At 72.3% G+C, this 20284-nt stretch carries 11 protein-coding genes; 8 read left to right on the top strand and 3 right to left on the bottom strand.

All coding sequences use genetic code 11. The features are described from left to right. The first annotated feature begins 409 nt into the window (after positions 1 to 409). Both metK and WMF26_RS41865 read left to right on the top strand, forming a co-directional pair. Positions 410 to 1657 (top strand): methionine adenosyltransferase, encoded by a 1248-nt coding sequence (gene metK / locus WMF26_RS41860; protein WP_437607158.1) that lies wholly within the window; start codon positions 410 to 412, stop codon positions 1655 to 1657. A 348-nt stretch (positions 1658 to 2005) separates the two neighbouring features. Next, positions 2006 to 3328 carry a hypothetical protein gene (locus WMF26_RS41865; protein WP_437997290.1) on the top strand — a complete coding sequence of 441 codons (1323 nt, stop codon included), beginning with the start codon at positions 2006 to 2008 and terminating at the stop codon, positions 3326 to 3328. A gap of 43 nt (positions 3329 to 3371) precedes the next feature. Here WMF26_RS41865 and WMF26_RS41870 read toward each other — a convergent pair whose 3' ends face one another. Together WMF26_RS41870 and WMF26_RS41875 are read right to left on the bottom strand one after the other, a co-directional pair. Then, positions 3372 to 4007: a phenylalanine--tRNA ligase beta subunit-related protein gene (locus WMF26_RS41870; protein ID WP_044989384.1), complete on the bottom strand. Its 636-nt coding sequence runs from the start codon at positions 4005 to 4007 to the stop codon at positions 3372 to 3374. A gap of 25 nt (positions 4008 to 4032) precedes the next feature. Further along, complete coding sequence (locus WMF26_RS41875) at positions 4033 to 5313, bottom strand: phage head spike fiber domain-containing protein (RefSeq protein WP_437997291.1); 1281 nt, start codon at positions 5311 to 5313, stop codon at positions 4033 to 4035. 355 nt (positions 5314 to 5668) lie between these two features. Between WMF26_RS41875 and WMF26_RS41880 the strand changes: the two genes are divergently transcribed. Beyond that, entirely contained in the window at positions 5669 to 8152 is a 2484-nt protein-coding gene (locus tag WMF26_RS41880) for an O-antigen ligase family protein (protein WP_437997292.1), read from the top strand. 59 nt (positions 8153 to 8211) lie between these two features. Then, positions 8212 to 9474, top strand: a complete 1263-nt coding sequence (locus WMF26_RS41885; protein WP_437997293.1) for a hypothetical protein — start codon at positions 8212 to 8214, stop codon at positions 9472 to 9474. Between the two features lie 157 nt (positions 9475 to 9631). Here WMF26_RS41885 and WMF26_RS41890 read toward each other — a convergent pair whose 3' ends face one another. Then, a complete protein-coding gene (locus WMF26_RS41890) occupies positions 9632 to 13102 on the bottom strand; it encodes an FG-GAP-like repeat-containing protein (protein ID WP_437997294.1) in 3471 nt (1156 codons plus the stop codon). A gap of 288 nt (positions 13103 to 13390) precedes the next feature. Between WMF26_RS41890 and WMF26_RS41895 the strand changes: the two genes are divergently transcribed. The 4 genes from WMF26_RS41895 to WMF26_RS41910 all read left to right on the top strand — a co-directional run bounded on the left by WMF26_RS41895 (position 13391) and on the right by WMF26_RS41910 (position 20198). Further along, on the top strand, positions 13391 to 15679 hold the full coding sequence (locus WMF26_RS41895; protein WP_437997295.1) for a GumC family protein: 2289 nt from the start codon (positions 13391 to 13393) through the stop codon (positions 15677 to 15679). A gap of 16 nt (positions 15680 to 15695) precedes the next feature. Continuing rightward, positions 15696 to 17261, top strand: coding sequence for a hypothetical protein (locus tag WMF26_RS41900; protein ID WP_061623034.1), 1566 nt, complete (start codon positions 15696 to 15698; stop codon positions 17259 to 17261). Between the two features lie 139 nt (positions 17262 to 17400). Continuing rightward, positions 17401 to 18666, top strand: a complete 1266-nt coding sequence (locus WMF26_RS41905; RefSeq protein WP_437997296.1) for a glycosyltransferase family 4 protein — start codon at positions 17401 to 17403, stop codon at positions 18664 to 18666. Next, positions 18663 to 20198, top strand: a complete 1536-nt coding sequence (locus WMF26_RS41910; RefSeq protein ID WP_437997297.1) for a heparinase II/III domain-containing protein — start codon at positions 18663 to 18665, stop codon at positions 20196 to 20198. The genes WMF26_RS41905 and WMF26_RS41910 overlap by 4 nt, the downstream gene beginning before the upstream one ends. Positions 20199 to 20284 lie beyond the last annotated feature (86 nt).

Below are 20284 nucleotides of genomic sequence, written 5' to 3' on the forward strand. Positions count from 1 at the left end.
CGCGGCATCATAGCCGCTCGCGGCGCGCCACCGGGAGTGCGCTGGACGCGCGGCAGGGCGGCCGCGCCGCGATCGCCCGCGATCACGGGCCGCCCGGCGCGATCCGGAGCGCGGCGCAGCCCCTTCGCCTGGCGCGCGTCGGTCGGGCGCGCCTTTCGCCGGCGCGCCCGACCGACGCGCGCCGGGGAGCGAAGTGCTGCCCGGGCAGCAGCGCGCGCGCAGGGTGGCCGCGCGCGGGATGGCCGCGCGCGCGGTGGCCCATTCGCGCTCAGGCCGCGCGAGCCGACCCATCCGGCAGCTCGTCCGGCCGGCGCTTTTGTCCGCGGCCGGCCGCAGCCCGCGTTGACGGTGCCCCGCGCTCGAACTATGCGTAGAGGCCCGTTTTTCGAGCCCGCCGAAGGAGCGATTCATGCGCCGTTACCAGTTCACTTCCGAGTCCGTCACCGAAGGACATCCCGACAAGGTGTGCGACCAGATCTCCGACGCGATTCTCGATGGCATCATCGAGAAGGATCCGACGGCCCGCGTCGCCTGCGAGACCCTGGTGAAGACGGGCATGGCCGTCGTTGCCGGCGAGATCACGACCTCGGCGTGGGTCGACATGCCGGTGGTCGTGCGCAACACGATCAAGGACATCGGCTACACCGACGCCTCGATGGGCTTCGACTACGAGACATGCGCGGTGCTCACGGCGATCGAGAAGCAATCGCCCGATATCTCCCGCGGCGTCACCGAGGGCGAGGGCCTCTTCAAGGAGCAGGGCGCCGGCGATCAGGGGCTCATGTTCGGCTTCGCGACGGACGAGACGTCGGAGCTGATGCCGTCGCCGATCAGCTATGCCCACCGCCTCGCCCGCAAGCTCGCTGATCTCCGCAAGTCGAAGAAGCTCGATTGGCTGCGCCCCGACGGCAAGACCCAGGTCACGATCGAGTACGAGGAGCACACGCCCGTCCGCGTGAGCGCCGTCGTCGTGTCGACGCAGCACAGCCCCGAGGTCAAGCACAAGACGATCGTCGACGCCGTGCGGAGCCTGATCATCGAGAAGAGCATCCCGGCGAAGCTGATGGATCGGAACACGAAGGTGTACGTGAACCCGACCGGCCGCTTCGTGGTCGGCGGCCCCTTCGGCGACGCCGGCCTCACCGGCCGCAAGATCATCGTCGACACCTACGGCGGCATGGGCCGGCACGGCGGCGGCGCCTTCAGCGGCAAGGACCCGACGAAGGTCGATCGCTCCGCCTGCTACTACGCGCGCTACGTCGCGAAGAACGTCGTCGCGTCGAAGCTCGCCGCGCGCTGCGAGGTGCAGATCGCCTACGCCATCGGCGTCGCGCAGCCGGTCGGCGTGCACGTCAACACCTTCGGCACGGGCCGCGTAGGTGACGAGGTGCTCGAGAAGTACATCATGCAGAACTTCGACATGCGGCCGAAGGCGATCATCGAGCAGCTCGACCTGCTGAAGCCCATCTACCGCAAGACGGCGGCGTACGGCCACTTCGGGCGCGACGAGTTCAGCTGGGAGAAGACGAACCGCGCGGCCAAGATGGCCGAGGATCTGCTGCGCCCGACGCTCTCGGCGGTGCCCGCGGCCGTGAACGGCTCCGGCAAGAAGGAGCCGAAGCGCAAGGGCAAGAAGGAAGTGGGCGCCCAGGCCTGAGCGTCCGGAACGTCCCGCCCGGCACCGGTCGAGCGGGGCGGATCCGGCGGCCCACGCCCCTCGAGGGCCCGAGAGCGCCGGCGCGGTGAAAGCGCCGGCGCTCTCTGCTTTGTCGAGGCTCCGTCGATGCGGTCGCCCCTCTTCTTCTGCGGCGCGCAGCGCGCTGGACGCCCGCGCCTGGCCGGGAGCCGGTGCCACGATGTGGGCGTCCGACTCACAAAAAAGCACCGCGCTTCGCCGGGATGTGCTGACTGTTGCCGCGGCTTCTGCTGATAAAATCATCGCAGACTCCCGTATCGCCGGATCGACCTGAACCTCCTTGGCTCCATGCGACCTCGAGGAGCACCGATGACGCGTTGGTTGGATTTCTTGAGCCTCATGACCGCGGCGGGGTGCCTGAGCGTGGCCTGCACCGGGAACATCGGACCGGTGGGCGGCATCGCCGCTGGCGGGGAGGGCGGCGCCGGGAGCGCCGCCGGCCCCGGCGGCAACGCGCCGACAGCGACGACCGACGCGACGACCATCACCACGGCGTCGGGCGGCGCCGGAGGCGCGGCGAGCGTGGGGGGCGCTGGGGGCATGGACTGCGGCGGCTCGCCGGACGACGACGCGGACGGCGACGGCTACACGGAGCAGCAAGGCGACTGCGACGACTGCAACCCGCTCGTCAACCCGGGCGTGGTGGAGCTCGCGACGGTCGGCGGCGAGGGCGGCGCCGCGCCGGAGGGGGTCGACGACGACTGCGACGGCGACGTCGACAACCTGCCGGAGCCCTGCGACAGCGACATCGCGATCGACGACGCGGATCCGCTCAACGCCGCGAAGGCGGTCGAGCTGTGCAAGACGTCGTCCGGGCCCGGCGACTGGGGGGTGGTCTCTGCGGCCTGGGTCATGGTCGACGGCTCGCCGCCGCCGGAAGGGGCGGAACAGAACGCGAACTTTCACCTCGGGCACGGCATCCTGCCCAAGTTCGGGGCCAACATCCCGCCGAAGGCAGGCGCGCGGCTGCTCGCGCTCTCCAGCGGCACGGCGCGCCAAGCGAGCGACGAGGGGTTCGAGAGCCCGATGGGGTTCAACAAGAAGTACGAGGGCGAGTTCCCCGAGGGCTTCCCGAAGGACCCGCGCGACTGCGGCGATTTCGTGCCCTTGAAGCCGTCCGACCCGACGGCCGTCGAGATCGCGATCCGGGTCCCGACGAACGTCCGCGGCTTCGCGTTCAACATCAATTACGTCACCTACGATTGGCCGCTCGCCTGCACCGAGTTCAACGATTACTTCGTCGCGCTGCTCTCGCCGCGTCCGGCCAACCTCATCGACGGCCACATCCTCTTCGACAACAAGAGGAACGCGATGAGCATCAACAACGCCTTCATCGACGTCTGCAGCTGCGACGGCGGCCCGCCCTGCAACCTCGACGGCAGGGTGTACGCGTGCTCGAGCGGGACCAGCGAGCTGCTCGGGACGGGGTTCGAGGGCCGCGCGGGGACGGGCTGGCTCGTCACCTCCGCGCCCGTGGAGCCGGGCCAGCTGATCAAGATCCGGTGGGGAGCGTACGACGCCGGCGATCACCAGCTCGACTCGACCGGGCTCGTCGACAACTGGGTGTGGCTCGCCGAGAAGGACGAGACCGTGAGCACGGTACCCGTCGACCGCCCGCCGCCGGCCCCCTAGCGACGAGCGCGCCCGCGCCGGCGGCGGGTGCCGGCGCGGTTCTTCAGGCCGCGATCGGCGCGTCCGAGGTCGCCGCGCCGACGCCGCCGAGCAGCGCCTTGTACCAGGCGGCCGCCTCCGCCGCGCGGCCCGGCAGCGCGCGGCTGCCCCAGAGGACCGAGAGCGTGCGCGTCGTCCCCGCGTGGGTCTTGGTCCGCTGCGAGTCCTTCACGGCGTTCGCGCACGGGCCTTCCGCGTCGAAGACGCAGAGGAGCCCCGCGAGGTCGATCTCCTGCCCCGACGCGTTGAACACGTAGCGGGCGCCTGCGGGCGCGACGTCGATGCGGAGCGGCGGCCTCGCGCGGTCGAGATCGATCACGCTGATGGGCAGCCCGGTGTGCAGCGACACGGCGTTGCACGCGTCCACGGCCGCGTTGATGGTCGCGAGCGCGCCGCCCTCCGCGGCGCGGATGAGGTACTCGGAGGCCGGCTTGCCCCGGCCGGTCGGCTTGTAGCCGCCGTGCCGGAGCAGGTCGCGGACCGCCGACCGCACGGCGTCGTCCGAGCGGAACGGGGCCGAGGCCTTGTCGGACAGCAGGGCGCGGAGGGCGTCGCTCTCCGGCAGCTCGCCGAGCGGCGCGGGGAAGGTCGTGACGAAGGCGGCGGCTTCGAGCAGCGGATGTGCCGAGATCGTGAGCACGCGGCGCACTCTACACCAGCCGCGCTCAGTGGACCTCGTAGAACTCGACGCGGCGTAGATCCGCGCATTCCTGGCTGCCGTCCGGGTCTCCCAGGATGTGGATGTGGCCCGACTCGGGGACGGGGATCGCGACGGCGGCCGCCGGCTCCTCGATCTCGACGTCCTTCCCCTCGTCGAGGGAGACGCGCAGCGACAGCCCCGACGGCGAGCTCGAGGCCTCGACGTGGAAGGGCTGCTCGCGCTCCCACGAGAGGCTCTCCGTCTCCAGGCTCGCGGAGCCGTCGGCGCCCGTCACGGTCATCACGACGGCGCCGTCCGAGGCGCGGAGGAACACCCGCGTTCCGGAGTCGATGTAGAGGAGGTCGTGATCGGCGAGCTGCTCGCCAGAGGCGTAGTTGGGCGCGAACTCGAGGATCGCCTTGAACCACCCTTTCCAGATCAACCATTCAGCGTTGTTCGCAACCAGCACGTCGGCCTCGCGCCGCCGCGCGCTGCCCGAGGTGGGGATGGCCGACGAGGGGTATCGGGCCGACTCGAGGTTCAAGAACGCGAAGCTCGCCGCGCTCTGCCGGGCGTCGTCGCCCGCCGCGGGATAGACCCAGATCTGCACGGCGCGGGCGGTCTCGACGCCGGTGAAGTCGACGCGGCGCCACGCGCGCGCCGGCGCGGGCACCCGCGCGCGCTCGTCGTTCTGGGCGGCGTCGTCGAACGCGAACGCCCGTATCCACGCGAAGCCGCCCTCCTCCCCTTCCACGTCGCCCACCCAGCCCGAGACGGTCGAGCTCGAACCGTCGCTGCGGTCGACCGGCACGTAGGTCGCTGCGGCCTGCGCGGTGTCTTCATCGGAGACGCGCCCGGCGGACAGCTCGCCGTCCGGCCCGCGCGCCTCCGCGACGCTGGCCGCGTGGAGCGTGCGCCAGGGGCGCTGCGACGGAGTCGAGAGCGGAATCCGGTTCTCGCGCGCGCTCTCGAGGCTGAGCCCGGAGGGGCCGTCGTCCCTGAGCCGGCGCGCGCGGGCCGCGTGCGCGGGGATTCCGCTCACGAGGGCGCTCTCGCCGATCTGCACGGTCTTGTCCGGAGTGGGGCTCTCCAGCGTCAGCCACCCCGGAAGCTCGTAGACCCCCGGCTGCGCCGGGGTGCTCGCGGACCACCCGTAGAGCATCCCGTTCGGCAGACCGTCCACGCTCCCCTCGCCGCCGCCCCCGCCATCGCCGGGCGAAGCGGGGGCGGCGCCCGCCCCGCTCCCTCCCGTGCCCTGCACGTCGAGCGTGCATGCGGCCCCCGCGCTCGCGACGAGGACCGCCAACGGAAGGACCGTTGATGCGCGGCGGAGCGCGGCGGCTCTCATGGCGGGATGATTGTCCTCCCACTCTCTCGCTGTCAATCCTGGCACCGCGCCGATCGAGCCTGTCATGCCGTGGTCGATCTCGTCCCTTCGCGACCGAGATCGACTACCCTGGCGGGCCGTGGATCCGGACTACCCCCGCTTGAAGCCGAGGTCGCCCATGGAACGCCGGCGCTCGGCGAGCGCCGCAGCGTGGGGCCGACCAGGAGGCGCCGCGCCGCCGCTCGCCGAGCGGGTGATCCCGTGGCTCCTCGCGGCCGCTATCGCCGGATCCGTGCTCGCCATCGGCGCCGTCCATACGCCCACGCTGGCACTGGTGTCTTCGATCACAACGATCGCTGCCGCGCTCTCGCTCCGCGCCGGCGCGCTCACCGAGGGACGATCGTTGGTGAGGGCGCTGCCGGTCCTCACGCTGCTCGGCTTGACCGCTTATACGCTGCTGCAGGCCGTGCCCCTGCCGCTCGCGTGGCTCGAGCGCCTCTCGCCCGCGAGCGCCGACATCTGGTCGCGCGCCCTGATGCCGCTCGGCGAGGCGGCGCCGCGGTACGCCAGCATCTCGCTCGATCCGGGGGCGACGCTGGTCGAGGCCGTGAAATGGCTCACGTACTCCGGCATCTTCATCGCCGCGGCGTTCGTCGGCGCGCGGCACGGCGCGAGGCTTGGAATCACCTTCGTCTTCGGCAGCGCGTTCCTCGCCGCGCTCACGACGATCGCCCACGGGCTGCTCGGCGCGACGCAGGTCTTCGGCCTGTATCAACCGCGGTTCTCGGTCGCGGCGTGGCATATCGGTCCGCTGCTCAACCCGAACAACCTCGCCGGGTACCTGAACCTCGGAATCCTCTCCGGCGTCGGGCTGCTGCTCACGAGCCGGCCGCTCCTGCCGGCCTGGGCTGCCGGGGTCGGGATCACCACGATCGTCGGGGTCGGCATCATCGCGTCCTCGCGCGGCGGGCTGCTCGTGCTGCCGCTCGGCCTCGCCCTCTTCGCGCTGCTCTCGCGGCAGCGGCGCGGCAGGCGGCGCTCGGGCGGCCGCATCCAGCGCCCGGCGGCCTGGCTGCTGAGCTTCGCCATCGCCGGCGGCGCCCTCCTGGCCGCGCTCGCCACCACGAACCGCACGCTCTCGGAGATCGCGGACGACAACCTCAACAAGCTGTCGCTGTTCTACGCGACGCTCCCGCTGATCGCGGACCACTGGCTCTTCGGCATCGGGCGCGGCGCCTTCGAGACGGTGTTCCCCGCCTACCGGCAGGAGCCGGGGAACATCGTGTTCACCCACGCGGAGAACTTCGCGATCCAGTGGGCGGCGGAGTGGGGCGTCCCGGCGGCGGCGGCCGCGCTCGTCGCGTTCGGCGTCGCGTTTCGCCCGGGCAAGATCGCGCTCCGCGGGAGCACGGCGGCGCTGGGCGCGTGGGTCGGCTGCGTGGTGCTCCTCCTCCAGAACCTGCTGGACCTCGGGCTCGAGGTGCCAGGCGTCGCCATCGCGCTCGCGGCGACCCTGGGCTCGCTCTGGGGCGAGGCCCACCGCGAGCGCCCGCGGCGCGGCGCTCCGGCGGACGAGGCCGACTCCGGGCGGTGGCGGCCGTGGCAGGAGGCGGCGTGCGCCGCGGCCGCCGGGGTCGCGCTGGTCGCGCTGATGCTGCGCTTCGGCTGGCGCGACGTCGACCACGACCGCCGGGCGCTCCGCGCCGTGAGCGACGCCGGGGCGGCGAGCGGCGCCGGCTGGCCGCGCCTCCGCGAGGAGCTCCGCGCGGCGATGCTCCGCCACCCCGCGGAGCCGTACTTCCCGCTGCTCGGCGCGGTGACCGTGCTGCAGGGCCGGATCGAGAGCCCGATCCCGTGGCTCCAACGCACGCTCGAGCGCGCGCGCCGCCACGGCCGCGCCCACCTCCTGCTCGCGGAGGTGCTCGCGTCGCGCGGCGCCAAGGAGCAGGCGCTCCTGAGCCTCCGCCTCGCGGTGGAGGACGACGCCAGCGTCACCGGCGCCGCCGCGGTCCTCGCCCGGCAATGGACCGAGCGCTGGGACGAGCTGCTGCGGGCGGTGCCGGAGGGCAAGGCCGGGGTCGAGATGCTCGAGCGCATGGCGATCGTGGGGGACCGCCGGGAGGCGCTGGACCTGCGCCTGCGCTGCGCGGAGGAGGCGGTCGCGCGCGACCCTGCGCGCGTCGGCGCGCGCTGGGCCGCGGGCACGGCGCTGCTCACGATGCTGGAGGACCCGAGCTCCGCCCGCTGCGGGGGCGACGAGGCGCAGCGGGGCGCCTGCGAGCGGCAGGTCGAGGCGCACGCGGCGGCGATCCAGGGGGCGAAGAGCGACTCGTTCCTCGCGGTCCAGCTGCGGGCGCGGCTCCTCCTCGCGCGCAAGAAGAGCGCGGAGGCCGAGCAGCTGCTCGCGCAGAGCTGCGAGCGGCTCGACAACCGGCTCGGCTGCCTCCGCCTGCGGGTCGTCGCCGCGTCGCAGCTGGGCACCTCCGAGCGGCTCCTCCCGGCGCTCCGCGACCTGATGCCGGCGGCGTGCAGCTCCCACGCGGAGTGCGCGTCGGCGGCGACCTGGGTCGGCGACCTGCTCGCCGGGCGCAAGGACTACTCGTCCGCCGTGACCTATTACGCGCGGGCGGCGCAGGACGAACCGACGGAGGAGCGCCTCCGCAAGCTCGCCGACGCCGCGAGCGCGGCCGGCGCGCACGTCGAGGCGGCGAGCGCGCTGGAGCGCCTGCTGCAGCGCCGCGGCGGCAACGACGCCGAGCTGCGCCGGAGGATCCTCGACGAGCGGGCCAAGGCCCTGGCGCCTACGCTCTCGCCGTAGGTAGACTGCGCGCCCCCTGTGGTCATGCGCGCCCCTGTCCGCCTCCAGCGAAGCGCCTCGTGAAGCTGTCGTCGTTGCTGCGCGCCCTGATGCACGGGGGCACGGGGGTCGCGTTCGCCGTCCTCCTGCCGCGGGCCCTCTCGCTCGCCGCGCAGTGGGTGCTCGCGCTCTCGTCCCAGCCCGCGGCCCTCGCCGCGCTCGCCAACTACATGTCGCGCGGGGTGGTCGCCGTCGCGCTGGTCCACGCCGGCCTCGCGCCGATCCTGGCGCGCCGGACGCGCGCGCTCTCGACGAAGGCGGGCCGCGCGCTCGCCGGCGGCGCGCTCGCGATGATCGCCGCGGTCGCCTTCAGCATCACGCTCACGCACGAGCTCGCCCTCGGGCTGGGCGGCGCGGCGGGGCTCATCACGGCCTTCTTCAGCGGGTGCTCGCTGCTCGCCGCGGCCTCGCCCAGCCTCTGGCCGCTCTTCCAGCGCGAGGGGCGGTATCTCCAGTCGCTCGCGGTGCTGCTCGCCTTCTCGCCTGGCGCGTCGATGCTGGCCGCGCTGGCCGGCCTCCCCGGAGGCGTGGCCACGGCCCTCGGGCTCGCCAGCGCCTCGCCCGCGCTGCTCCTGCTGCGCCCGACCCGCCTCCGGCGCGCCGCCCGGTACGCGGTGCTCATCGTCCGGCGGGCGTTCCCGTACTCCATCGCGACGTTCTCGACGGTGGTCGTCTATCCCATCTCGCTCAGCGTGAACCTGAAGTACATCGGCGAGCATCGCGTCGGGCAGCAGGTGCTCTACTGGTCGTTCGCCGTGGCCTTCTCGAGCGCCTCGCAGGCGTTCGCCGCGCGCGGCGTCTCGGGCGCGAGCGGCTCGGGCGACGAGGCGACCTGGCAGCCGCGCGCCCTGCGCGCCTGGCTGCCGGCGGGGCTCGCGCTCTGGGCCATCGGCGCCGTCATCTACGCGCTCTTTGCGATCCCGATCCCCTGGATCCCTCATACGGGGGCCGCGCGTGACGCCATGACGGCGACGATGCTGGTCTCCGTGGCGGGTCCGCTCATCACCGACACCTTGTGCGTCTACTTCTCCGGCCCGCGTTCGCGCCGCGCGCTCCCCATCGGCAGCGTGCTGAGCAGCGCCTGTGTGGCCGGGGGCCTCCTCTTGGCGCCGGAGCTCCTGGTCCGCCATTTCGGCGTGTTCGGCCCCTCGGCGCTGGTCGGCGTGGCCCGCCTCGCCTTCGTGATCGACGCGTCCATGCGCCGCTACGCGCTCGGAGCGATGTTCCTGCTCATCGCCGCGTACGCCGCCGCGCTGACGCTCGGGCAGGGCGTTAGCTTCTGAGCGGCGGTCACCCGCTTCGGATACGGGCCCATCTCGACGTTTTCGGTGCTCAGCGCACTGGAGTGCGCTTCCGCGCCGAAAACGCCGAGCTGGACCCGTCTCCTGTGCGGGTGGCCGCCGCTCTGTAACGCATGTACCAGAGCGGGCGATAACCGCTCTAGGATCGCGCGGCGCTCCCGCGGCGGCGCGCCGGAACGGCCGCCGTGGCTCGGGCCCTGCCGAGGGCGAGGAGCGCGAGCGCGACGCCGCCGAGGCCAGCCGCCCACGAGGCGCCGGGCTGCCCGGGCGCCTCGGAGCAGGCGCAGCCCCGGCCATAGAGGAGCGTGTCCAACGGCAGCGCGCCGTCGGCGCCGCCCGCGCCGGGCCCACCGGCCCCCGCCCCGCCGGCGCCGCCAGCGCCCGCACCGCCAGCCCCACCGGCCCCGCCGCCGCCACCGCCGGCCCCGCCGGCCCCGGCCCCACCGGCGCCGGCCCCGCCGGCCCCCGCCCCACCGGCGCCGTCCCCACCGGCGCCCCCTTCGCCCTGCGGCATGCGCACGATCACCCCGTCCGACGCGCGATCCGGGGAGAGCCCGGCGGCGGAGACCGCGCGGACGCCGACGTAGTACTTCGCCCCGTCGAGGAGCGGCAATCGGTCGATGGACGCCTCGGAGACGTCGCCGACGTCGCGCCACGGCGGCGAGCTCACGTAGTTCCCCTCGCCGCCCACGACCGCCACCTGATACGACGTCGCCGCCGGGACCTTCGACCACTTCACGTGGAGGGTGTCCCGGGTCTCGATCTCGTCGACGTCCTCGCTGGGGCTCGCGATCGGATCGATCTCCCAGACGAACTCGGGCGCGGGCAGGATCTCGTGCCGCAGGTCGTAGAGGTAGCCGTCCGCGACGCTCACGACGATGTCGTCGTGGCCGTCGCCGTCGGTGTCCGCGAGGATCGGCGAGCCGACCGGCTCGCCGAAGGCGTACGACCACAGGAGGCGCTCCGAGCACGCGTCGACCGCGTAGAGGAAGCCGTTCGTGGAGCCGATGACGACGGCGGGGCCCGCGGACGGGAGCCCGGTGAGGTTCCGCGAGATCGCGGCGTCGCTGAGCTGGCCCATGACCGCGCCCGCCCGCTCCGCGGCCTGCTCGTCGGGGAACACGGCGTCGCCGGCGAGCACGATGGAGCTCGACTGGCCGGCGCCAGGGCCGTCGAGCTTGGTGAACGTGAGGCGCGCCGGCTGCAAGTACGAGCCCTCGACGAGGAGCGACCTCCCCTCGCACCTCGCGATCGCGCCGTGCGGGTACGGCCGGCTGTTCGAGGGCCCCTTCCAGAGCGCGGAGCTCAGATCGTGCGGCAGCGTTCGCTCGGGGTGGTAGCCCCCTTGCAGCGTCATCTCGAGCTGCTCGTCGCCCGACACGTCCGCGAGGATCGGCATGAAGTAGGGGAACCGCTCGGTGCTCTCGCGGAGGGCGCGGCCGTCCCGGCCCGACAGCACCCGGGCGGAGTTGATCGCCACGACCACGTCTTCCCCCCCATCGCCGTTCCAGTCGGCGATCGCGACGGCCTGCGTCCCGGCCGAGGCGCTGAAGTCGTCCTTCCATCGCACCCCGCCGCTCCGATCGAGCGCGAGGATCTCGGTGCGGTAGGCGGCGTCGACCGTGAGCGCCACGAGCTCGGGCGCCCCGTCGCCGTCGAGGTCTCCGTGCAGCACGTCCCACGCGGGCGGCTTCTGCACCGCGGTCTCGCCCGTCTGCCTGCCGTTCGCGTCGAGCGCCACGACGGCGTACCTCGGCGGATCGACGAGCGGGTGGCGCCGCCGGAAGCACGCGAGGGTCGCCGGCGAGCCGTCGTCGGCGGGCCAGATCGAGGCGCCGAACGCGTCGACCACGCGCCAGGCCGGCTTGGCCGGCGCGACGTTGCTCGCGTCCTCGGACGCGATCCGGACGAGATCGCCCCGGCTATCGACGACGACAACGCTGTCGGCCGTGTCCCCCGGCGACAGCTTCGCCGCGATCGGCGCGCGGCCGAAGTTCACGTAGGCGCCGGGGCCGGCGAGGTAGCCGCCGACGCGCAGCCCCGGCACGACCTCGCGCCCCTCATGCACGAGGTTCGTCGGCGCGAGCGAGGCGTCGAGCAGCGTGAGGAAGCCGTCCTCGCGGGAGACCATGAGCCGCGGCGACCCCGGAGACGTCGCCGCCGGCGCGTCGAGCGCCCCGACGCCGACGCCGAGGTCGACCCGGTAGGCCGCGGCCGGCGAGGCCCCGTCCGCGCGCGTCGCGTACGCGGTGACCACCACCGGCGCCGAGGTCGATTCGAGCACGAGCTCGCCGCGCCCGTCGCCGTCGAGATCCGGCATGATCAGCGACTGGGTGAGCCCCGTGTGCTGCGCGCGCTCCCAGTCGTACCGCGTGCGGACCAGCTCCCCGTCGAGCGACCAGAGCCGCTCGACCCGCTGCCCTGCCGCGCGGCTGAACCGGAACGCCGACACGCGCTCCTCGCGCGAGGCGAGGATCCACTGCTCGGCGCCGGACTCTCCCGGGACCGCTCCCTGCACGATCTCGTCGGGGATGACGGCGAGCTCGGCGCCGGTGGCCGCGTCGAGCACGAAGGACGTCCACGTCTCGCCCGTCTTGCCGCTCGCCAGCACCTCGAGCGCGCCGTCGCCGTCGAGGTCCCAGACGAGGCGCGTCGGCGCCCGGGCGTCGCCGCCGTCGTTGGGGCTGAGCGTCTTCCGCCAGGCGACGGCCAGCGACGGGCTCTCGCCCGGCCTGTACGCGAGCAGGGAGACCTCGCGCGCCCCCTGCACGCCGAACACCCGATTCTGGAAGCACAGCGCTTGCTGGCGGCTCGGGTGGTCGCCCAGCCGCACGGCCTCGCACATCGCGCCCCCGAGGTGCATTCCGACGAGCCCGGACTCCGCGAAGACGTCCCCAGACCCGGAGACGAAGAACAGCCGGTCGTGAGAGGACACGAGGAGATCGGCAGTTCCGTTCCCGTCCCAGTCGCCCACCGTGTCGATGGCGGCGTTGCAGTGCGAGCGCTGCGGCGGGGGGGGCAGCGTCTCCACGGCGCTGAACCCCCGCGCGAAGCTGTAGATGACGCCCGGGCTCTCGGTCTTCACCGCGCAGCAGCCGCACTCGTCGAGGAACAGATCGAGGTGGCCGTCATCGTTGAAGTCCGCGAGGCGCGCTGCGCCCAGCACGCCGAGCTCCGTGGCGTGCTCCATCCACAGGATGACGCCGCTCGCTCCATCGAGCACGGCCGCCCCGGCGCCGGTCACGGCGACCACCTCGAGCAGCCCGTCCCCGTCGAGATCCTCGACCGCCTGCAGCCCCCGGAAGTCCATCGAAGGGGTCCTCCAGCGGGTGAAGCCCTGCGGATCGGAGAGCGTCACGCGCCCTCCGGAAGCGAAGAGCAGGTCGATCTCGCCATCCTGGTTCACGTCGCCTGCGAACATGCTCCTCGACGTGAGCGTGCCGCCCAGGTACGATCGCCAGTAGGGAGCCGGCTTGGCGATATTGCTCGTGGACGACGTGGCGCCCGTGCGCTGCGGGTCGTGACGGGCAGAAGGCCAGTCTGCAAACGCGTCGCTTCCGGCGAAGAGGAGCGCGGAGCACGCCGCCATCGCGCCTGCACGCGTTACCATCGATGACCGTGTCATTCTGCTTGTCCTCAGCGAGCGAGCGTAGCGCTGCGCACGCGGCCGAAGTGTAATCCATCCCGGAGGAGCGGCAGCAGCGAGCAAAAGTCCTCCGAGCGCGCGCTCCTCCGCGCCGCCGCCCGGGCGTTCAGGCCGTGGACAGCCCGACGTGCGCATGTTATACTACATCCCCGCCCAATTCGGAACACCGGCTTGAATTTTGGGGACTTGGGGAGCACCTTAGCCCTCCGCGCGGACCCCTACCCTGGGAAACGCGCTTAGAGCGTACGACTTATGGCTGACGAATTCAGAGCCCCCTCGCCTTCCCTGTCCTCCAGCGACGCTTCGGCCGAGCGCTCGTTCGATCTCGTCGCCGCCTGGCGCATCATCAGCAAGCACTGGGCCACCGCGCTCGCGACGATGATCTTCGTCGCCCTCAGCGTCACCTTCTACACGCTCGGACAGAAGAAAATTTATCAGTCGACGGCGACAGTGCAGTTCGATCCGAATCCTCCGAGGCCGCTCGGCCGCGGGGTCGATGCCGTGGTCGACATGGGCACTGGGTCGTACTGGAATAACCGCGATTATTACGAGACCCAGTACAAGGTCATCCGGTCGACGCGGGTGGCGCTCGCGGTCGTCGCCCAGCTCAGCCTGCAGAACGACACTTACTTCCTCGAGGATCTCCCGAAGGACGCGGCGGCCCCCGCGCCCAAGTCCGTGACCCCGGAGGAGGCCGCGGACCTGCTGCTCGAGCGGCTCTTGGTCGAGCCGGTGAAGGACAGCCGCCTCGCGATCGTGCGTTACAACGATGCGGATCGCGAGCGCGCGCAGCGCGTGCTCGCCACCCTGATGGATGTGTACATCGAGCAGAACCTCGATGAAGCGCTCGCCTCGACCAACTCGGCCGTCGACTGGCTGAGGACGCAGCTCGACAAGCTGAAGAACGACCTGGAGGCGAGCGAGACCTCGCTCCACGAGTACAAGCTCAGCAACAATATCCTCGACGTGGACTTCGAGGACCAGACCAACCTGCTTCGCGAGGAGATGAAGCAGATCAACGACGCCCTCACGTCCGTGCGCACGCGACGGGAGGAGTTCGCCGCGCGGAGCCTCGAGCTGTCGAAGGTCGACCCGAACAGCTCGACCGAGCTCCCCGCCTCCGAGCTCATCCAGAGCCCGGTGCTCCAGATGCTGCGGGCGCGGCAAGAGGAGTGCGTCCGCGAGCGCGACTCGCTCATCGGCTCCGGCAAGGGCGAGAATCACCCGGAAGTCCGCGCGGCCAACGAGCGGATCGCCGCCAACAGGAGCGCGCTCATCGCCGAGGTCAAGAACGTCCAGGGAGCGGTGAGCCGCGATCTCGCCATCGTGAAGCGCCAGGAGGCGGGCCTCGCGACGCTGCTCGAGAACGCGAGGAAGCAGGCCTTCGAGCTGAACTCGCTGAAGATCGAGTACGACCGCCTCCGCAGGACCAAGGACAACACGGAGAAGCTCTACCAGCTCGTGCTCGAGCGCACGAAGGAGAGCGACCTGCAGCGGATGATGCGGGTGAACAACATCCGCGTCCTCGACCGGCCGAGCCGCCCGATCGAGCCGCTGCGCCCCCGCGTCCCGACCAACATCGCGGTCGGCATCTTCGCCGGGCTGCTCCTCGGGATCGTGGCGGCGCTCGGGCGCGCGTTGCTCGATCGCACCCTGAAGACGCCGGATGAGGTGGAGCGGGAGCTCGGGCTGCCCCTCCTCGGCCTTTTGCCGGAGTTCGACAAAGGGAACAAGCGGGAGGCCGAGCTCCGCAGGGCGAACCGCCGCGGCAGGCGCGCGGCCCAGACGGGCCGTCGCGAGCTCGTCGTCCACGATCAACCGAAGAGCGGGATCGCCGAGGCGGCCCGCGCGATCCGGACCAACCTGCTCTTCATGGCGCCTGACCGCCCGTACAAGACGCTGCTCATCGCGAGCGCCGGGCCCGCGGAGGGAAAGACGACGGCGGTCTGCTGCATCGCCGTCGCCATGGCGCAGGCAGGGCAGAGGGTCGTCCTCATCGATTGCGACCTCCGCAAGCCGCGCCTCCACCATATCTTCGGAAAAGGCATGGAGATCGGCGTCACGAGCGCGCTGCTCGACGACTCGGTCATCGACGACGAGAGCGCGCTCAAGACGGAGGTGGAGAACCTCTATGTCATCCCCGCGGGCCCCATCCCGCCGAACCCGGCGGAGCTCCTGCACAGCGATCGCTTCAAGGCGCTGCTCCGCAAGCTCCAGGGCCGCTTCGACCGCGTGCTCATCGACAGCCCTCCCCTGGTCGCGGTGACCGACGGCACCGTGCTGTCCACGCTGGTCGACGGCACCGTGCTCGTCGTGCGAGCGGCCGTCACGACGCGCGACTTCGCGCGCCACGGCATCCGGGCGCTCTACGACGTCGGGGGCAAGACCGTGGGGGTCGTGCTGAACGCCGTCGACCTGAACCGCAAAGAGTACGGCGTCTACCACTACTACGGCTACAAGAGCGACGGTTACGCCCAGCCGCCTGCCGAGCCTGCGCCCGGAGGCCCCGCGGAGCCGCCTCCGCCGCCCCTGCCGAATTGAGGAGCCCCGGCCCTTGATGTCCTTGAGGCCCCCTGGCGCGTGGGGGATCCCCCGCGCCCCCGGCGCTCGGCGCGCTGCCAAGGCAGCCCCCGCCCGGGCGAGGGCGCCCCGCGTCCGGGTCGGGGCGGCGCTCCTCGTCGCCGCCCTCGCGGCGCTCGGCCCCGTCCTCGAGGGGTCGCTCGGCAGCGGGCTCGGGTGGACCATCGGCATCGTGTTCCTGACGCTCGTCCCGTCGCTCGCCCGCGCCGGCGGCCCCCGCTTTCATCCGCTCGATCCGGAGACGTACGTGCCAGCGACGTACTTCCTCAGCGTCGCTTACACGCCCGTCCTGCGCCTGCTGATGTCCAGCAGCCTGCATCTGTCGAGCCGCGACGAGGCGGCCATGGAGGTGGCCTACGTCGGCGCAGCCGGGTGCGCGATCGTGTGCACCGCCCTGAGCCGGCCCCCCGAGGCGCCGAACGTGGAGCGCCTGGTGCCGGTGCACAGACCGAAGGCGATCCTGGACCAGGACTGGGGGAACTTGGTGGTCGGGCTGCTCGGGCTCGGGCTCGTGTTCGCGTGGATCGCCTCGATCGGCGTGAGGCGCTTCTTCACGCTGAGCTATGCAGACACCTACCTCGAAGGGTTCGGCAAGGGCATCCTGATCTCGGGCTGGTACCTGATCCAGCTCGCGGCCGTTTATTTCTTTCTCCGGTACGCGTCGCTCCGCAAGGCGCGCCTGCGGGCCCCGATGCTGGTGTCCGTCGCCGGGGCGTCGTTCCTGATGAGCTTCCTGCTCTACACGGTGACGGGGCGGCGCGGCGCGCTGATCTTCGCCGTCGCCTCCGTCGGGCTCGCGCTGCACGCCTACGGGATGCAGATCCGGCGCCTGTGGCTGGCCCTCGGCGTGGTGTGCGCCGTCTTCTACGGCATCGCCATCGACGGCTTTCGCTTCAAACAGGGAAGCGGGCTCGACGCGCAGATCGAGTCGGCGGCCGCGCGCATCGATCAGACCGAGAACGTGCTGGAGATCGGCGAGCTCCAGCGCATCTATGAGAACCTCGCCAGCATCGTGAACGAGAAGCCTCCCCTCGTGGATTACCCGGGCGAGAGCTGGGTCAACGCCGTCCTCATCCTCGTTCCCAGCCCGGTCTGGCGCGACCGGCCGCTCGCCCTGTCGCAGCGCTATGTCCTGTGGAAGGATCCCGACCTCGCGCGGCGTGGCGGCGGCCTGGCGCTGAGCGCCGCCGCGGAGGGGTACCTGAACTTCGGCCTCTTCGGTACCTTCATCCAGATCTCGGCGATGTGCGCCCTCTTCTTCATGCTGCCGCTCGTCCTGGCAGCCGCGCGCGATACGTCGCTCCTCGGCCGTGCGACCGGCGCGTGCCTCGCCTCCTTCTCGTACAACCAGTTCCGGGGCGAGCTCACCGCCCTCCTCAAAATCTCGTTCACGCTGGGTTTCGCGGTCCTCGTGGCGATCTTGACGGCCTCGTTCGTCAACCTCGTGCGGCGTAAGCTCGCTGCCATGGGTAAAGTGCGCCATGGATATGAGCGGCCCCTGCGGCACAGACGCCTCGGCCAGCCGTCATCGTCGGGCCAGTAGGGCCCCCGCGTCGCCGTCCGGGTGCCGGCGGCCTGCTTCGCCTCGGTCCGAGGCTGCAGCGGCCGCGGGCGCGAGCTCCGCCAGGAGAACGGCCGAACCAACCCCCAACGAGGATCTGGCCTGAAGCGCCACGCAGATCATGCGCATCCTTTACGTCTCCCCTTACTTCCCGCCCGAGCCGGGCGCCCCCGCGGCGCGCGTCTCGGAGCTCGCCCGAGCCTGGCGTCGCGCCGGACACGAGGTCACCGTCCTCACAGGTCTGCCGAACCACCCGACCGGGGTCGTCCCGCCCGAGTACCGAGGTCGGGTCCGCATCGAGGAGGACTTCCATGGAGTGCGGGTCCTCCGCACGTGGATCTACGCCGCCCCCAACCGGGGCACGGTGCGGCGCTCGCTGGCGTACGGGTCGTTCGCCGCCTCCGCGCTGACGCTCGCGCAGCTCGCGTTGCCTCCGAGCGACGTGCTCATCGCGACGAGCCCCCACTTCTTGACGGCCGTCGCCGGCTACGGGCTCGCCGCGCCCCGCCGGCTGCCGTTCGTCTTCGAGGTGCGCGACCTCTGGCCCGAGTCCATCGTGGCCGTGGGCGCGCTCCCGGCGGGGCATCCGGTCGTGCGTGGGCTCACGGTCGTCGAGGAGCAGCTCTACCGGGTGGCCGACGAGATCGTCGTCGTCACGCAGAGCTTCCGCGAGCGCCTCGTCGCCCGGGGCGTGCCCGCCGACAAGATCGAGGTCATCCGCAACGGCGTCGATCTCGGCCGGTTCACGCCGTCGCCGCGCGACACGCCGCTCCGGGCGAAGCTCGACCTCGGGGACCGCCTCGTGGTGGCGTACGTCGGCACGCACGGGATGGCGCACGGCCTCTCCGCGGTGCTCGACGTGGCCCAAGGCCTGCTCGCGCGCGACGACATCCGCTTCCTCTTCGTCGGAGAGGGGGCGGAGCGGGCGAGCCTGGAGGCGCGCGCGCGTGAGCTCGGGCTCACCAACGTGACGTTCCTCGGCGCGCTCCCGCGCGACGCGATCGCCGAGGTGTACGCCACCGCCGACATCTGCCTCGTTCCCCTGCGCAAGACCGAGCTGTTCGAGACCGTGATCCCCTCGAAGATCTTCGAGATCCTCGCCATGGCGCGCCCGGTCGTGATCTCGGTCGACGGCGAGGCACGGCAGATCGTCGAGGAAGCGCGCGCCGGCATCTTTGCTCCGCCCGAGGACGTGCCGGCCATGACCCGGGCCATCGTCGAGCTCGCGTCCGACGCCGACAGGCGGCGCCGCATGGGGGAAGCGGGGCGATCCTACGTCATGCGTTCGTTCGATCGCGACGCGCTCGCGCGCGACTACATCGAGGTGCTGGAGCGCGTGCTCCTTCGCTCGGGCTCTCGAGGAGAACAGGGGAGGAGCAGGGCATGAACCTCCCGCGCATCGCCCGTACCGTGGCGCAGCTCCATCCGATTCAAGTGCTCGCCCGCCCGCTCGCGCTCGGTCAGCGCGCGCTCGGCAAGGTCCCCACGTCGGCGCGACCTCCGCGCGTCCGCCCCGGCTTCGCCCCGCCGCGCGCGCGCTTCGCGGCCTTCGCCGACGCCGAACGAGCGCGCGGCGGCGCGCGCCTGGCCGCGATCCCCGAGGGATCGCTGCTGCATGCGTACGAGCGCGCCTATGGCTACGAGCTCGGGGCCGATCCGACGCTCGAGGCCCCGAGCGCGTGGGACGACCCCGTCGCGTCGCATCCGTTCCCCGCCTCGGTGCGCGCCCGCCGGCTCGCGGTCGCCGCGCGCCTCGGGCGTCCTGGGCTCTCGGCCGAGCTCGGGCGCGCTTGTCGGGCCATCGCGCTCGGCCTCGAGCTGCACCTGCTCGGCAATCATCTGGTGGAGAACGCCATCGGGCTCGTGTGCGGCGGCGCGGTGACCGAAGGGCTCGAGGCCGAGGCGTGGTGGAAGCTCGGCTCGGCGCTCCTCGCCTGGCAGCTGCCGGAGCAGTTCCTAGAGGACGGCGGGCATTTCGAGCTCTCCGCCTCGTACCACCTCGCGCTGACGGCCGCGTTGCTCGAGGCGATCGAGCTCGCGCAAGCGTCCGGGCGCGAGGTGCCCGAGCTCTGGCGGACGACGGCCGAGAGGGCGCTCTCGTGGGCCGCGGCGGTCCGCGCTCCGGACGGCACCTATCCTCTGTTCAACGACGCCGCGCTCGACGCCGCGCCCGAGCTCGATGTCGTCCTCGGCCTCGGCGAGGAGCTCGGCCTCTTCGATCCGGCCCGATCGCCCGGCGCAGCGCCGGACGGCGCGCCGTCGCTCCATCGCCTCGCCGCGACCGGCTGGGTGATCCTGCGCTCCGGCGCAGGGGCCTGGCTCGCGTTCGACGCCGGGGCGGACGGGGCGTCTTACCAGCCGGGGCACGTGCACGCCGACGCGCTCACGTTCGAGCTGTGGATCGGGGGCGAGCGCGCCGTCGTCGATTACGGCGTCTCCAGCTACAAGGCGGATCGCGATCGGGAGGAGACCCGGGCCACGCGCGCGCACAACACCATCGAGCTCGGCGGCGCCGACTCGAGCGAGGTGTGGAGCGCTTTCCGCGTCGGCCGCCGTGCCCGCGCCGAGGTGCGCCGGATCGAGCAGGCCCGCGCGCATGTCGCCGTGGAGGCGGAGCACGACGGATACCGGTTCCTCCCTGGAGCCCCCGTGCACCGGCGGGCGCTCGAGCTCTCCGAGCGGGAGCTCGCCATCCGCGACGAGATCATCGGCGGCCGGGCGAGCGCGTGCTCGCGGCTCAGGCTCGACGAGGCCGCGTTGCGGACCGGATCGATCGCGATCGAGGGCCGGGCGCTCACGCTGGACCGGAGCTCGGGCGTGTGGTTCCCCCGCTTCCGGCAGCCGCAGGCGGCGGTGGTCTTCGCGGGGAGCTTCCAGGTCCGGGGCGGCTTTCGCGGCGGATTTCGCGTCCGGTGGTGACGCGCCTCGCCCGAGCGTGGGCCGGGCGATCGACGCCCCTGGAGAGCGTTCCTCGGCCGCGACCCCGGACCTGATTCAACCTTCCA

Source organism: Sorangium sp. So ce185, assembly GCF_051526825.1.
Taxonomy (GTDB): Bacteria; Myxococcota_A; Polyangia; order Polyangiales; family Polyangiaceae; genus Sorangium; species Sorangium cellulosum_D.